This is a genomic window from Streptomyces sp. NBC_00370, assembly GCF_036084755.1.
GTDB lineage: Bacteria > Actinomycetota > Actinomycetes > Streptomycetales > Streptomycetaceae > Streptomyces.
In genome coordinates this window covers 8,406,405-8,421,121 of record NZ_CP107968.1, presented here as the reverse complement: position 1 = coordinate 8,421,121, position 14,717 = coordinate 8,406,405, and the positions used below count along the sequence as shown (strand labels likewise).

Sequence of the window (14,717 nt, the reverse complement as noted above, 5' to 3'; positions counted from 1 at the left end):
GCGCTGCACCCGCCGCACCGGCGGCCGGCGTGACGCTCAGAACGCTGGCGTCACGGCCACGTGCGATGAGCGGCGTGTTAGTTCCAGCCGCCGTCGGCCTCGATGGTGGTGCCGGTGATGAAGGACGCCTCCGGGGAGAGCAGGAAGGCGACCACGGCGGCGATTTCGTCAGGTTGGGCCAGCCGGCCGAGTGCGCTCATCGAGCGGATGAGCGCGGGAAGCGGCACATCGGCGAGGGCGGGGTGGACATAGTTGGGGGCATAGTTGGCCATGCGCGTGGCGATGGCACCTGGGGCGATCGCGTTGATGGTGATGTTCCGCTCGGCCAACTCGGGGGCGAGATTACGCACCATGGCCGGGATGGCGGCCTTGCTTGCCGCGTACAGGGCGTGCTGGTGAACGGCCAGGCGCGCACTGACCGAGGAGCTGAGCACGATCCGGCCCCCGTCGGTCATCGCGGCTACCGCAGCCTGGGTGACGAACAGCTGCCCGGCCACGTTGGTCTGAAAAAGGCGGTCGAAGTCGGCCTGGGTGATGGTTTCCAGCGCTCCGAAGTGCTCGACCCCGGCGTTGCTGACCAGCAGGTCCAGGCCCCCGAACTCGGACACCACCGCACCGACCAGCTCGTGAGTCTGTGCCCTGTCACCGATGTCGGCCGGGAAGGCCGACGCGGCATGCCCGCTGTCGCGGAGTTCGCCGACGAGCGCTTCGGCGGCGTCCTTGTCGGATCGATAGTTGACCGCGACCGTGGCCCCCTGGGCGGCGAGCCGCCGCACGATCGCGGCTCCGATTCCGCTGCTGCCTCCGGTGACCAGGACCCGCTTGCCTGCCAGGTTCGGTGTCGATGTCATGACGCTACCCGCGTTCTCTGTCTTCTTCGTATGTGAACGGTCCCTGGGTCGCACCGCCCGTTCCTTCAGCGAAGCGACCTCTGCACTAGTCAGGAACATTGACTACTCTAGTCACGTGACCGCACCGATGGCAACAGCAGCCGGAACGCCGCCGGCGGCCGTCGGCCTTGACGTAAGGTGTGAACCTGGCGGATGCAGGTGGGCGACGGAGCCGAAAGTGGTTATGGACGACGAGCAGCGGGTCAATCTGGGGACGTCGCTGTTCATCCCGTACCGGTACACCGAGGATCGGATGTTCCGGGCCCTGCAGGACGCCGGGTTCGACGACTGGACCCTCGCCCAGTGCCGAGTGTTCCAACGCGTCGCCCCGGACGGCTCGCGCCTCACGGACCTCGCCGACCAGGCACAGATGAGCAAACAGAGCGCCGGCGTACTGGTGGATCAACTGGAACGCCTCGGCTACGTCCGCCGGGTCCCCGACCCCACGGACGGGCGCGCCCGGTTGATCGTGATCGAGGAGCGCGGCCGGCGGGCGGTCGAGGTAGCCTCGGCGACCCTCGACGAGATCCTCGCGGAGTGGAAGGCCTACCTGGGCACCCGCAACTTCACGTTGCTGCACCAGATCCTGGACCAGCTCCGCGAAATCACCGACCCCTACGCCCGCTAGCTCCCAGCCGCGCCGAGCCGTCCGCCCCCGAATCCCGCATCGCCGAGACGCCAGTACTCACAGGCTTGGGCTGCACCGCTACCTAGTCAGTTTGATTGACCATCTCGTCAATGATCCTGACTCGTTCAGTGCGAGAGGGGCGCGAGCGGCGGGCGCTGGCTGCCTGGCGGCTGCTCGGCGTCGAGGTGGGCCCGGTGCGTCGCTTCCCCGGGTGAGCGCGTCCCTTTCCCCGGATGAGTGCGCCCGTTTGCCGAGGGAGCGCGGGCTGTCACCCGCCGTTGGACTGCCGTACGCCTTCCGCCAGTGGCTTGCCACCATCGCGGAAGGCGCCCCCGACCACGAGTGGTTCCACGCCGACCGCACTCCCCGCTCAGATCGGTCCCCACACAGACCGTGGCGGCGCCCGGCCAACGCCGCCACGAGCCACCGAGGCTGATTAGGCGCCGGATCGCAGACCCACCGCAGCACCGGCTGCTGCTTTCCAGTAGTCCCAAAGGCCTTCGCGAACCTCTCACGAACTGGCGGTCGGACCCGCGACTCCCCGGCGAGCGGCAGGGCCCGGACACCGTCGGCAAGCGGCATCTCGGCGGCCTGCGCGGGAATCACAGTCAGCAGAGGCTGGACGGTGAGGGAAGCCAGCACACAGGCACGCAGAGTCTTGATGACGCATCAGATTGCAGCCCGGGCCCCGCCCCACTGGGTAGGAACCACGGGATGCTCACCCGACCGGAGGACCGCCTTCACCGCAAAAACGATCAACCGAGGGAGACGGTGGCCAGCGGCTCCCCGAGGATCGCCCGGTGGGTGGGCAGCTGGGAAACCGTGGTCAAGGCCAGGAAGTCACGGTGACTTCGCCGGCGCCGATGTCGCGCCGGGGGTGGCGCTGCTGCGCGCGGCCGAACGTCGTGTGGTCCTTGAGGGGGTGGACGTCTCCCCTTATGCCCTCACCCGGTGACCAGCCGCAGGAGCGCCGTCACGACGACGGCGCCCAGGATCGCCACCGGCAGCGGTGCCCTGCACAGCCGCAGTGCGGGTACGGCGGCGAGTCCGGCAACCATGGTCGGGTCCAGGTCGCGCCATCCCGCGCCTACGACGTTCACCACGACGAACGCGGCGAGCAGCGCGGGCGCCAGGAGCGCGATCACCGAGCGGGCGCGCGGGGGCAGTTCGCGGTCGCCGAGGACCGCGGGGCCGACTGCCTTGAAGGCGAAGCTGATGAGCGCGACAGCGCCGATGGCGAGCCACGGTGTCATGACGCGGCCTCCCTGCTGCGGTCGGATTCGGATGCGGAGTGGGAGCCGGAGTGCGACTCCGAGCCGGGGCCGGAACGGCGGGGCGGGCGTTTGACGAGGGCGATCAGAGCCGCGAACGCCGCGCCGATCAGCGCGGGTCCCGCCGGCAGGACGAGAAGCAGTCCTGCGGCGATGGCGGCGCCGAGCGCGGCCGGCAGCCGGTTGGCCCGTTCCCTCGCCAGCTCGTCCATCAAGAGCAACACGAACAGCGCCGGTGTCAGGACGTCGAGCCCCAGGGTGTGCAGCAGCTCCGGATCCGGCGCGAGGGCGACCCCCAGCGCGGTGCCGGCGACCCACGCCGGCCACTGAACGGCGCTCGCGCCGAAGAGCAAGTGGCGGTCGAACCGGCCACCTCCTCGATAGGCGGCCGCCCAGGAACCGTCCACGACCGCCTGACCCTCCAGGGCCTTGCGCAGACGGCCGCCGCGCAGATCGCCGGCGACCGCGATGCCCATGGGCAGGAACCGGCTGTTGATCAGGGCGGCGGCCGTGACCGCCGTAAGGGCGCTGCCGCCCGAGCCGAGCGCCGCCACCAGCGCGAACTGGGCCGATCCGGAAAAGACCGTGAGCGAGCAGACCACGGCGGCAACCGGGCCCCAGCCCAAGGTCTGGGTGATCGCGCCGAAGCTGATGGCGAGCAGGAAAGAGGCCGCCGCCATCCCTGACCCGAGGGTGAGTCCGGAACGGAAGCTCTGACGCGGAGTTGAGCCGGTACGGGCCGGCTGAGCGGTACCCATGACGGCTACTCTAACAGTCATAAGCGGTTATGGGTGTTAGAGAGATAGAATGGTGCAGTGACGACAGAGCAGAGCGGAACCGGCGTGTCCAGGGCAGGCCGCAGCGCGCACACCGCCGATGCGGGGACGTCCCTCGTCGGCGGCCACCCGGCGCTGGACTTCGCCAACACCGTCGCGTGGCGCACGGACGACAGCCGGCGCGTCGAACGCGTGACAGGCGACGAAGGGTGGCTCCGCTGGGCCGTGCGGGCAGGGGTGCTCGACGACGATCAGTGCGGGCCGCTGGTCACGGCCACCGCCGAACAGCCGCGGGACTCAGTGCGGGCCGGAGCCGAGCGGGCTGCGCTGGCGGACTTCCGCGCAGTGCTGTCCACCGTTTTGGACGCCCTCGTGGACGGAGAGTCGCCGCCGTCGGCGGAATGGCGCTCCCTGCGCCGGACGATCCTGCGGGCCCGGGAGGAAGCGGAGCTGGCGCCGGACTTTCCGTTGCGCTGGCAGCTCGGTATGACCAGGTTCGGAGATCTGCTGAACATACTCGCCCTCAGCGCGGAGGACTTGCTCGCGGGCACGTCTCTCGCCCGGATCCGGCGCTGCGAAGGCCCCGGCTGCGGCTGGTTCTTCCTGGACGGCAGTCGCAGCGGGACCCGGCGCTGGTGCAGCTCCGGCGACTGCGGCAACCGGGACCGGGCCCGGCGGCACTACTCCCGTACCCAACGAGCCCGTTGACGGCGGTACAGCTGCGATGGCCCTGCCTCAGCACGCACGCCGGCGGGCCGAACCCCGCCGGCGGGTACGGGACTTCGCGCTCGGCCGCAGTTCGGCACCGTGAAGCGCCTGTGCGTAGGACACCCGAACGAGAGTGGCGGCGTCCCCCGTCACATCGGATGTGTCGGCGACAACCTGGCCGCGAAGAGCGATCTCTTCCTCCTGCAGGGCCGCCAGTTCCCTGTCCTCAGAGCAGAAACAGGATTCACCAACCCTTACCGTCACGGCCTGGCTCCGTGCTCAGGGTGGCCGTGTGTTCGGCGACGCTCTTTCATCTCCGCTTCGTACAGATGCTCGCGGCCTTCGACAAGTTCTTCCCGGAGCCGCTTCTCTGTCTCCACGAACGGCCGGTAGTAGGTCGGGTTGTACTCCTCGACGATCTGAAAGGTCCAATGCCCGGGGATGACGTTGCGGCCCACAATCTCACGCTCCACCGCATCCGCCTGCTCTCGGTGGCCGGCCGCACGCAGCTGTGTCACGGCCTCTCCCAAGGCAAGATCGGCACCGCCGGTGAGCTGATGGAACGAGTAGAGATGCCCGCGGGCCCGCTCGACCGTCTCAAGAGCCTCGGACAGCGTTCCCAAGGCCTTCACGGTGGCGTCGTCCACATGCGCCGGCCGGCGGTGGGCAAGGTCCGGACTGTTGTGCTCCGATGGTGGTTGCTCAGTCATGTCCATCGTGTGCCCCGCTCGACGGCCCTCGTGTCACTTCAGCACCAAGATCCCTGGAATGATCGCCTGAAGGGCCCCACCTCCCATCCCGCCAAGGTCTGAGTGGGTAACGCGCACGCAGCGCTTCCGCCGCCGTGCGGAGGATCCTCGCGAGCCGGACCCTGCCGGCATCCGACTCGTCCTTGGTGCACCCGGCCATGGCCGGGCCGGATAGGACGGTCGCGCCGCCCTTTCTCGTATCGCTGTATCGGCGCGACAACCTGCCGCGCGAACAGGCTCGCTGCCGTACGCTGAGCTACGCGATACGAACAGCCGGTGCAGGGACGGGAGCGGCGTGGACGCGTATCTCTTCGTCGGTGATCTGCTGGTGATTGTCGCCGCGGGCGCCGCACTGCGACGTGGCCGGCAACGCCGTACTCGCTTGTGTGTCGCCGCCCTTGTCATGACCGGTGGGCTGATGCTCGGCCTGGGAAGCGACCCGGCGGTGCTGGGCTGCGCGGTCTCAGCTCTGGGGGCCGGAGCCTTGCTCCTCGCGAAGCTGACGACGGCCCGCCGGACCGTGCTCGCCGGCGCTTGGGCCGGTGGGGCGGCACTGCTGGTCGAGCTGAACGTACGGCAGCAGGCCATCGGTGCGTGGGTGGCGGACCGGAAGCCGTGGGTCACGGTGTCTGCCATCGCGGTCCTTGGAGCACTGACTGCGGCCGCCGTCGGCACCGAGCGGATGGCACGGGACCCCGATATCGGACCGGGCGGTGTGTGATGGGACAAGCACCTTCCACGGTCGTACAGTTGGCCCTGCTCGTGATGGTCGTACTGCCCGGGATCACCTACCAGTTCCTCCGAGAGCACTGGCGCGGTCCGGTACCCGGGGAGCGCAATCTCGGCGAGCGTGTGATGCGGGCGCTCGCAGCGTCGGTGATGCTCGACGCGTTCTACCTCATCGCCGCCGGACCTTACTTGACCCGCGTGATCAGGGGCGTCGGCACGGACGGCCAGTCCTATCTCAGCAAGGAGCCGAGGCTCGCTGGACTACTCGTCCTGGGCCTCTTCGTGGCCGCACCGGCAGCCGCTGCGGCCGGTGTCACCTTCTTGCAGCGGCGCAGGGTGCGCACGGTGCGCTTTCGCGCCACGCCCACCGCATGGGACCGGCTGTTCCAGGAGCGCGGCTCGTGCTTCGTGCGGTTGCGGCTGCGGGACGGGGTGTGGATCGGCGGATGGTACGGCACGCGCTCGTACGCCACGTCGTATCCGCACCCGACGGAGCTCTACCTGGAATCGGCGTGGCTGATGCGGCCGGACGGCACCTTCCACCGCAGGATCGAACAGACCGGTGGGCTCTACATACGCGCCGCCGACACCGACGTACTCGAGATCCTGCTGCCGCCCCCGGCAGCACCCGACGACGGCACCACCCGGGACGGCTCGCCCGCCCCGGACGGCAACTGAGCGGAACAGGTGAGCCAATGGGCATCAGCGACCACGACCTCACCCCGTTCGAGCGGGAGTTGCAGCTCCCCGGCGGTGTCGCGGGCCGGGGTCACACCCCGGTGGACGACGTCACCGAGCCCGCGGTGGCTCCGTCGGACCCCGCGAGCGCATCGAACGCTCCCGCGCATGAGGCCCTCTCGGCTCCGGAGCCGGTAGCCCAGTCGTCCGACGACGAGTGACCCTCGTGGGCGGCGGTTCAGGGGCCCACGTGCATCAGCGCCGCCCACACTCCTGGCAGCTTCGGGGACAACGTGTCGCGGCCCCGCCGGTTCACCTCGTGGACGACTCGTGCCACCTCGCCGCCGCTTCGCGCCGCTTCTCCGAACGTCGCGTACATCGCCTTCGCCAGGTGGAACGCACCCAAGTCGGGCACCTGCCACAGCGTCGCGATGACATGCGCGAACCCGGCGAGCTGGAAGGCGGAAGCGAGGTGGATCGCCTCGTCCAGATGGCGCGGCCCGACCACCGCCGTCTCGCAGGCGGAGAGATACGCCAGCCGCGAGCCGCGCAAATCCAACGCGGAGACGTCGGCGACCGTGAGCGGTGTGTCGAGGTGATCGTGGAGCAGCAGACCGCTGCGCGAGGGTGCGCTCGGATCGGTGACGGCGTGGCAGGCGAAGTGTGCCCACATGTGCTGCGGCAGCTCCGCCAGAACTCGCTCGCGGGTGGCGGCCGCGTCGGTCAGTACTGTTACAGCGGCGGGAGCGGCCGCCCGCGCGAGGTCCGCCTCTTCGACAGCGGACGGCAGCGTGATGGTCCCCGGCGCCGAGGGCACCGACACGACAAGGCGGCTCCCGTCCGGCACTGTGGCACCGGAGCGGGTACGGGCGGCGGCCAGGGCCCGCACGGTCGGTGTGTACGAGGAGACCGCCCGGTCCAGGAGAGCAGGTCCACCGTCGCGGTGATGGCCGGCCGCGTGCAACGGCAGTGCCGTAAGCATGCCGGTGGGGACCCACCACACACGCGGCAGATCCCGGCCGGGTGCGGCGGCGAGGTCAGCCACGGACAGTGCGGGGGCGACGAGCTCGTCCCACATCCAGCCCAGGACGTCGAATGCCGGACCCTGGGCGTCGACGCGGTGGATGGTTCCGGGCGCGAAGCAGCTCCGCAATACCCCCACCTGCCGTTCTACGTCGTCCGGTGTGATGTTCAGGGGGACCGCGCGGATGTCCCGCGCGGTGACGACGACGGCGCTGGAGCCCCGTGCCGTGGCCGTGAGGTAAATCAGTGGGCCGTCAGCGCCCTGCGTACGCAACTGCTCGGCCGTCGGGGGTCTGGCGAAGTCCTCGAACCCGGGCTGGTCGTTGATCCTCGTCAGCAACTGTTCCCAGCGCGCCTCCTGTGCCCGCCGGGTCGTGCGCCGAACCTCCGGATCACTGTCGCATACGGGTGCCGTCAACTCCCGGCGTGCTTCTTCCAGTTCGGCCGCGAGTGCCGGGTGCGCCACACGCATCGCGGTTGCGTCGGTACGCAGGGCGAGTGTGCGGGAAAGCAGCATGCCGCGGCCGTGCTCCAGGAGGGCAGCTGCTCTGGCGGGCTCGCCCGCCATCAGGGCGCTGGTGGCCGCCGCCGCGGCGACACCCGGCCTGCGGGCGATCTGTTCCTCCTGGTCGGCGCGCGCCAACTCGTGCGAGGCAAGGCGCGGCAGCAGCCCAATGACGGTCTCGTACGCTTCGACGGCCTCCGGGGGGCGGCTCTCGGCGGTCGCGATGTCGCCCCAGACGAGCCCCGCCCGGATCCGCGTCGGCAGGTCGGCCGTCGGATGCCGTGCCGCTGAACGTGCTGCCGCCAAGGCCTGGTCGAGCAGGCCCGGCACCGGATGCGCACGGTGCTGTGCGTACAGGACCAGGGCGTGGTTGAGGCGGTGACGCGCCTGTTCGGGATCCTCGTCCGCCAGGACGAGCAGTCCCTCCCGGGCGAGATGCTCGGCCCATTCCAGACGGGGCCGATGGCTGGTGATCCGGTAGGTGCGGTGCGGCCTGCCCGCCGGCGGCCGGGGCGCAGGCCTCTGTTCGGCGGCTTCATGGCCGGCTCGGACGGCGACCGAGACATGGTGCAGGCACGACGGATACAGGGCGTCCCCCGGCGCGATCCGGTCCAGCGTGCGGCTACCGACGGCAACGGCCTCGGCCAGGTCGCCGCCCCTCCCGGTCCGCCTGCCTCTTTCCGTGAGCAGGAAACACAGCCGGATCTCGTCGGCCGTGCGTGTGTAACCACGCTCGCCCGCCGAGACGAGCCCCCGCCGCAGGCAGCCGAGGGCCTCGTCGAGATGGTGCGGGTCGCGGGTGTACTCGTAGGAGCTGAGCATCACGGAACTGAGCCGAGAGCTGCACAAAGGAAAGAGGAGGTGCCGGGGGTGGAGCAGTGCGACGGCCGCCGCGCCGCACTCGCGTGCCTCGGCCAGGTCGTCGGAGGCGCCCGTGTCGTCGTGGCGCAGTCGCAGCGCCGTACTCAACTCGGTCAGCAGCAAGGCTCGGTGGGGTGTTGGTCCGGTGGCAGTACGCACCCGGCGGCCGAGGTGGACGGCCTCGTCGAGATCGGCCCGATCGCGCAGCCGCTCGTAGCGGATACGCAATGACCTCAGCAGGTGTGCATGGTGACGTATGAGCGCCGGGGTGCCGACGCTCGCACGCACCGCAGCGCGGTAGTTGTCGATGGCCGAGTCGAGGGACGACGTGCGATCGGCCTTGAAGTAGTGCCGCAGGGCCGCGTCGCCTTCGGCCGCACGGAGCGGCCCGTCGTCCTCGATCTCGTCCTTCGTGCGGAGCCGACGGAATGACCGGACCACGCCGGAAGCACCGGCGAGGAGCATGGCGCAACTGCCCGCCGCCTCGTACCACCATGGCGGGCCACCCGCGGGGGCGTCGAAGCGGGCCAGTACCCAGGTCAGCATGCCGATGCCGAAACCGCCCAGCCGGTACCTTTCCAGAAAGGGCAAGCGCCAGTTCGCGCAGCCGAAAGCCACCATGACCACCGCGCCCAGAGCACCGAATGCCTGAGCCCACTGTGACAACGGTGCCTCACTCCACGGCCGGCGTCGGCACGCCGAGCCTGCCAGAGAGCACCACCAGCTCCTGCCGGGCGCTCTCGTATTCCGCGGAGCGACCGGTCGTACGGCGGGCCAGTGCGGCACGTAGCGCAACACTTTCAGAACCGAGTCGTATCGCCTCCCCCACCGCGTCCAGGCCTGCACAACTAGGCAGTACGGCTCTGCGGAAGGCGCGCCGGTCTCGGTAGGCGGCGGCGATTCCGGTGCCGGCGTCTTCCGTGACCAGCCACCGTCTACCCCTGACACCTGCGGCGGGCGGGTGTTCGGCGATCATGCGGGCCATGACCATGCGGACGTCGGCGGCGCTCGCGATTCGCTCCGCCGGGGTGACGTCACCGATCCCGTGCGGGTCGAAACGCTCGAGCGCGGGCCCTTCCAGCTCCCGGACGACGTGCGCGGGATCGCCGTGCGTGGGATCAGCGAGGTGCCCGGCGGCGAGGGCGATGCGTGAGTGGATCACAGCGTACCGATGGGCTCCCAGAACCGTGGCCGCCGCGATGGACTCCTGGCTCAGGACTGTCAACGCGTGGCACGCTGCGCTCACTTCGTCCCGGACCTCAGCCTGGGGGCGGGGGCCGGTCCTGAGCAAATCGACATGCCAGTGCAGGCGGTTGACCGCAAGGTGATAGGCGAGGCCGGTACGCCGCGCGTCGAAACCGTCGGCGGCGACTCGCGCCTGCCGCCAGGCGGCGAGCGCGGGCTGCAGGGAAGCTCGCACGTCCCGGCGGCTCATTCCGCACCTCGCTTCGGGTCCTTCCCCGCCTTGAATCCCACGGCGAGCCTGTGCAGTTCGGCGTGGATGGCCGCCGCCTCTGCCGTCAACCGGTCACGCTCCCCGGAGCTGTCGAACCCCGCACAGCTGGGCATCGTCGCCTGCATGAAGCGCTGCTTCTCCTTCCAATAGCCGACCGGACCCGGTCCCAGCCGCGGGCCGCTGCCGATTGGCCAAAGGTTCCGGGCACCGTGCCATGTGGCATCCGATCCGAGCAGGGAGGCCAGCAGATCCCGCGCGTCGGCCGCGCCCGCGATCCGTGTCTCCGGGGTGAGTTCCGGTCCCCGCGAGCCCAGCGTGAGCTGGTAGAGCGGCGGATGACGGTCGTCCCGCACCGCCCCTTCGATCCGCGGAAGCTGCCCTCCGGAGGGGTCCGCGAGGTGCGAGGCGGCCAATGCCATCCGGGCGTTGCGCACCGCATCGCGCGGGCTCGCTTCGATCAACAGCCGGGCGGTCTCCCTGCCGAGGGAACCGAACGCGTAGTAGGCGGGCGCCAGTTCCGGCGTGCGGGCGAGTTTCACGTACGAGAGGAAGCTGCCCAGACCGCGGGTGTACGAGCGGCTGGCAAGCACCAACCGGCCTGCGTCCTCGTACTCGCGCCCCTGTTCCCAGAACCGCAACGCCTTGCCCAGGTTTCCGTCGACCGACATCCGCGCGCCACCCTCCAGGGGTCCGTTCAATCCGCGCACGTGGTGCAACAGATCGATGCCCCAGAGTAACGGCGCCGGTGACGCGGCATCAACGGATTTCCCCAATCAGCATCTCGGTCACACCGCTTTCCGTCGCGTGTAACGGCCCGAAACCGGGTCACCCCCAGGGCCGAGGCCGCGCCCCGCTCACGGCCCCCGCAGCCGGAATACCAGGAGCTCACCCTCAAGGCGGTCCGCGCCTCGGGCAGACCGTCTCCGGCCGTGGGGACTACCGCTTCGACCCGGATCGACGCCTACAACACAGCCAGCGCCCTTCGTGTCGGCATGAGTCACCTAGACCGACAGGTCCGCTGACGGCTCTGCCGACAATCCGTGAAGGGAAAGAGCCTTGATTCGATACCGGACCAGAGAGGCAACCGCCCTGGCCGCCGCGAGCGGCGGCGGGCGTACGGAACGTCAGGATTCCGTACGCCCGGCCGACGCCGTGAGCAGAGCGAGGGGGGTCGCCGCTGCCCACGCCTGGGGGGAGTTGGCGTGCGGGTAGGGGACGGCGCGCTGCGCCTCCTCACGTCCGTAGCCGGAGATGACCTCGGGCAGCCGATGACCGTGCTGGGCCGCGACGTCGAGCAGGCCCCCGGTCACTGCCGCGGCCTCGTCGTGCAGGCCGCTGCGCGCCATCCCCAGGACGATGACCGCGTTGTCGTGCGGCCAGATGCTGCCGCGGTGGTACGACAGGGGGTGGTACGACGTCTGGCCGGCCGCCAGGGTGCGGATGCCCCAGCCGGAGAAGAAGTCGGGTTCGAGCAGGCGTCGGCCGACCGCTCGGGCGTCGTCGGTGTCCAGGATGCCCGACCACAGCAGATGCCCGGCGTCCGAGGCAAGCGCGTCGGCCTGCCGCCCGTCGCCGTCCAGGGCGAGCGCGGGGAAGTTCCGGGCCGGCATCCAGAAGTCGTCGCGGAACCGCTCGCGCAGTCGGGTCGCCGCGGACTCCAGTCGGTCGGCATACGTCGTGTCCTGCCATACCGTTCGTGCCAGAGCCGCGGTGCGGCGGAGCGCGTCGTAGGCGTAACCCTGTACTTCCGCCGCGGCGATGGCGCCGGATGCCTGGGTTCCGTCGGCGAAGCAGATGGCGCCGGCGGAGTCCTTCCAGTTCTGGTTGAGGAGGCCCTTCTCGTCGGCCTCGTAGACGAGATAGCCGGCGCCGTCGAGCCCGCCGTCGCGGAACATCCACTCCACGGCCGCGCGGGCGTGCCGCTCCAGCTGGAGGGCGAGTGCGGTGTCAGCCGTCCGGTCGACATAGGCGTGGAGCAGCACGAGAAAGAGCGGGGTGCTGTCGACGGAGCCGTAGTAACGGCCGTACGGGACCTGGCCGAAGTGGGCGAGTTCACCGTGCCGGATCTCGTGGACGATCTTCCCGGGCTCGGCGATCCGGCCGGCGTCGTACGCCGTCGCCTGTGTCGCCGCGAGCGCGAGGAGTGTGGCGTTGGCGAGTCCCGGCCGGTAGGGCAGGGCGAAGTACGAGGTCAGCAGCGAGTCGCGGCCGAACAACGTCAGGAACCACGGCACACCCGCTCCCGGCACGTACAGGGTCTCACCGTCCGGGCCGGTGGCCGGGACGCGTAGCCGGTCGAGGTCGGTGAGACCTTGGGAGCAGGCACGGGCCAGGTCCGGGTGGGCGCCAGGCGTGGTGAGCGCTTGCTCGTGGGCCAACTCCCCTGCGGCTGGGCGGTTTCGGCCGTGGCCGGCCGTGCTTCGGGTGGGTGCTCGGTCGTCCGTACGGTCGGTGCCGCCCGCCCGGGGCGCGACTGTCACGGTGAGGTCCGCGCTGCCGTGTCCGGGGAGGGTGAGTTGCCAGCTGAGCAGCCTGGACGTGCCCTCGGGCGTTGGCGCCGTGATGACGGGTGCAGGCTGTGCCGTGATCACCGTTGTCGCGTGCCATGCCTCGCGCAAGTAGGCAAAGGTGACGCCGTCGCGGCTGTCGGTGACCGTTCGGGTGGCTCCCGGTTTCGGGTAGGTGCGGCGGTCGGTGCGCAGCTCGAACTGGTCGGCGAAGTCCACGTCGACGTGGAGGGTGATCAGTATGTCCGTGGTGTGGGCGACGTTGCTCAGGACATGGATCTGTTCCGTCAGAACCCCTTCGCGCAGGGTCTGTTGCCGGAAGAGAGTGCAACGGGGCGGCTCGTCCCGGGTGCCGGCAGGAGTCAGTACGGCAGTGGTGTCCTCGTCCTGTCCTGCCGCCACCAGTGTTTGAGGTGCGGCGCCGTCGATGCTCAGCTCCCAGCGGCTCAGATGCCTGCCGTCGTAGACGAACAGGCCGTCCGGGGTGGTCCCGTGACCGCCGTGCGCGTCCCCCTGGGCATCGAGGACGGCGAACGTGCCCGCGTGCACCAGCAGCCGACCCTGTTGTGTCATCGGTCTTCCTCCATGGTGCGGCCCAGCAGATCGAGGACGACGGCCGCTGTCCAGCTGAAACTGGTCGTGCCGCGCGCCTGGCCGGTGCGCGGGTCCACGTACTCGGCGAATCCCGATGCGGCGGACGAGGCGAGGACGGCCCGGGTCAGCGTGTCGGCGCTGTGGAGGGCACCGTACTGGCGCAGTCCGCGCTCGACGACCCAGTTGATGTTGAACCAGGCGGGGCCGCGCCAGTAGCGTGCCGGGTCGTAGGCCTGCCCCCGCAGGTCGTAGCTGGGGACGAGCGCGGTCGTGGAGCCGAGCCCGAAGTGCTCCCCGGCCGCGGTGCGTTGCAGCGCCTTCGCGATGTCGTCGGGCAGTCCGGGGACCAGCAGGGGCAGCAGGCCCGTCACGCTCTTCGCGTCGATCAGGCCGCCTGCCCGGACGTCGTAGCAGAGGAACAGCTCGTCCTGCGGGCTCCACAACCGGTTCACCAGGGCCGTCGTCAGCTTTTCGGCGCGTGCCCGGTGGGGGCGGGGGTCTTCGCCGAGCGTTTCGGCGATGGCGGCGAGTGCGTGTTCGGAGGCGATGAGCAGCGCGTTGAAGCCCGGGTCTTCGACCACGAACGGGTGAGGTGTTCCGGCGTCCCGGTAGCCGTTGTTCCGGTAGGTCGCCGCGAGGCGGACGTAGCGCCCGTAGTCCAGGTCCGTCGGCCGGTCCGCCGCATCCGAGTGGACGAGGTCGGCGCGACGGAACGAGGAGGCGGGAGCCGGCTCGACGCGGGACAACGGACCGTCCCAGCAAGGGCTGTTGTCCATACCGGGCTCCCACGGGTGGATCACCGACACCAGACCGTGCCGCCCGATGTCCCGGTTCTCCATGAGGTAGGCGTGCCACGCTGTCAGCTTGGGGTAGATCCGGCGCAGGAAGTTCCGGCGACGCGAGGCGTCCGGGTCGGCCTCGTGGACGAGCCGGGCGGCCAGGGCGTGGACCGGCGGTTGCACGATGCCCGAGGTCTCGACCCCGCGCGGCGCCCCCGCTTCGGCACCTGCCGTGGACGAGCGCCAGAAGTCCGGGCTCGGGAAGTACGAGTCGAGCGGGACCGAGGGGTTGAAGACGATGTGCGGGACGCGACCGTCGTGCCACTGCGCGCCCAGCAGTGTCTCCAGCTCCAACTGGGCTCTGCGCGGGGAGAGATGGCGTAGCCCGATCGCGATGAAGGCGGAGTCCCAGCTCCACTGGTGCGGGTAGAGCGTGGCCGAGGGGACGGTGGAGGTGCCTGTCCAGTTGGTGAACAGGACACGGGCCGCCTCGTTGCGCAGGGTGCGCAGTTCCGTACCGGTGAGTGGGTGTGCGGGGGTTGTCATGAGTGTGCCGGAGAGGG

The 14,717-nt window shown here is 70.2% G+C and carries 14 protein-coding genes and 1 pseudogene; 6 read left to right on the top strand and 9 right to left on the bottom strand.

What is annotated here, in order from left to right:
* Positions 1 to 77 precede the first annotated feature (77 nt).
* Entirely contained in the window at positions 78 to 851 is a 774-nt protein-coding gene (locus tag OHS57_RS36805; RefSeq protein ID WP_328584834.1) for an SDR family NAD(P)-dependent oxidoreductase, read from the bottom strand.
* 223 nt (positions 852 to 1,074) lie between these two features.
* Between OHS57_RS36805 and OHS57_RS36800 the strand changes: the two genes are divergently transcribed.
* Both OHS57_RS36800 and OHS57_RS36795 read left to right on the top strand, forming a co-directional pair.
* Positions 1,075 to 1,518 (top strand): MarR family winged helix-turn-helix transcriptional regulator, encoded by a 444-nt coding sequence (locus tag OHS57_RS36800; RefSeq protein ID WP_328584833.1) that lies wholly within the window; start codon positions 1,075 to 1,077, stop codon positions 1,516 to 1,518.
* A gap of 116 nt (positions 1,519 to 1,634) precedes the next feature.
* Positions 1,635 to 1,733: pseudogene (locus OHS57_RS36795) on the top strand (TetR/AcrR family transcriptional regulator); the annotation flags it as partial.
* 729 nt (positions 1,734 to 2,462) lie between these two features.
* On the opposite strand, the gene OHS57_RS36790 reads toward OHS57_RS36795, so the two are convergent.
* Together OHS57_RS36790 and OHS57_RS36785 are read right to left on the bottom strand one after the other, a co-directional pair.
* Positions 2,463 to 2,771, bottom strand: coding sequence for an AzlD domain-containing protein (locus OHS57_RS36790; RefSeq protein ID WP_328584832.1), 309 nt, complete (start codon positions 2,769 to 2,771; stop codon positions 2,463 to 2,465).
* On the bottom strand, positions 2,768 to 3,547 hold the full coding sequence (locus OHS57_RS36785) for an AzlC family ABC transporter permease (RefSeq protein ID WP_328584831.1): 780 nt from the start codon (positions 3,545 to 3,547) through the stop codon (positions 2,768 to 2,770). Before OHS57_RS36785 ends, OHS57_RS36790 begins: the two co-directional genes overlap by 4 nt.
* A gap of 57 nt (positions 3,548 to 3,604) precedes the next feature.
* Here OHS57_RS36785 and OHS57_RS36780 point away from each other — a divergent pair, with 57 nt between their 5' ends.
* The gene (locus tag OHS57_RS36780) at positions 3,605 to 4,273 is read left to right on the top strand and encodes a CGNR zinc finger domain-containing protein (RefSeq protein WP_328584830.1); all 669 of its coding nucleotides are present in this window, start codon (positions 3,605 to 3,607) and stop codon (positions 4,271 to 4,273) included.
* A 260-nt stretch (positions 4,274 to 4,533) separates the two neighbouring features.
* On the opposite strand, the gene OHS57_RS36775 is transcribed toward OHS57_RS36780, so the two are convergent.
* Positions 4,534 to 4,983: a hypothetical protein gene (locus tag OHS57_RS36775; RefSeq protein ID WP_328584829.1), complete on the bottom strand. Its 450-nt coding sequence runs from the start codon at positions 4,981 to 4,983 to the stop codon at positions 4,534 to 4,536.
* 334 nt (positions 4,984 to 5,317) lie between these two features.
* Between OHS57_RS36775 and OHS57_RS36770 the strand changes: the two genes are divergently transcribed.
* The 3 genes from OHS57_RS36770 to OHS57_RS36760 are packed head-to-tail and all read left to right on the top strand — an operon-like array spanning position 5,318 to position 6,650.
* Positions 5,318 to 5,743: a hypothetical protein gene (locus tag OHS57_RS36770; RefSeq protein WP_328584828.1), complete on the top strand. Its 426-nt coding sequence runs from the start codon at positions 5,318 to 5,320 to the stop codon at positions 5,741 to 5,743.
* The gene (locus OHS57_RS36765; protein ID WP_328584827.1) at positions 5,743 to 6,429 is read left to right on the top strand and encodes a DUF6338 family protein; all 687 of its coding nucleotides are present in this window, start codon (positions 5,743 to 5,745) and stop codon (positions 6,427 to 6,429) included. The genes OHS57_RS36770 and OHS57_RS36765 overlap by 1 nt, the downstream gene beginning before the upstream one ends.
* A 17-nt stretch (positions 6,430 to 6,446) precedes the next feature.
* Positions 6,447 to 6,650, top strand: coding sequence for a hypothetical protein (locus tag OHS57_RS36760; RefSeq protein ID WP_042001992.1), 204 nt, complete (start codon positions 6,447 to 6,449; stop codon positions 6,648 to 6,650).
* 17 nt (positions 6,651 to 6,667) lie between these two features.
* Here OHS57_RS36760 and OHS57_RS36755 read toward each other — a convergent pair whose 3' ends face one another.
* The 5 genes from OHS57_RS36755 to OHS57_RS36735 form a co-directional block, all read right to left on the bottom strand.
* Positions 6,668 to 9,409, bottom strand: coding sequence for a CHAT domain-containing protein (locus tag OHS57_RS36755; RefSeq protein WP_328584826.1), 2,742 nt, complete (start codon positions 9,407 to 9,409; stop codon positions 6,668 to 6,670).
* 82 nt (positions 9,410 to 9,491) lie between these two features.
* Positions 9,492 to 10,253, bottom strand: a complete 762-nt coding sequence (locus OHS57_RS36750; RefSeq protein ID WP_042001990.1) for a hypothetical protein — start codon at positions 10,251 to 10,253, stop codon at positions 9,492 to 9,494.
* Complete coding sequence (locus OHS57_RS36745) at positions 10,250 to 10,942, bottom strand: hypothetical protein (protein WP_328584825.1); 693 nt, start codon at positions 10,940 to 10,942, stop codon at positions 10,250 to 10,252. The genes OHS57_RS36750 and OHS57_RS36745 overlap by 4 nt, the downstream gene beginning before the upstream one ends.
* Positions 10,943 to 11,398: 456 nt before the next feature.
* Positions 11,399 to 13,354: an amylo-alpha-1,6-glucosidase gene (locus tag OHS57_RS36740; protein WP_328584824.1), complete on the bottom strand. Its 1,956-nt coding sequence runs from the start codon at positions 13,352 to 13,354 to the stop codon at positions 11,399 to 11,401.
* Positions 13,351 to 14,700 carry an MGH1-like glycoside hydrolase domain-containing protein gene (locus tag OHS57_RS36735; RefSeq protein ID WP_328585249.1) on the bottom strand — a complete coding sequence of 450 codons (1,350 nt, stop codon included), beginning with the start codon at positions 14,698 to 14,700 and terminating at the stop codon, positions 13,351 to 13,353. The genes OHS57_RS36740 and OHS57_RS36735 overlap by 4 nt, the downstream gene beginning before the upstream one ends.
* Positions 14,701 to 14,717 lie beyond the last annotated feature (17 nt).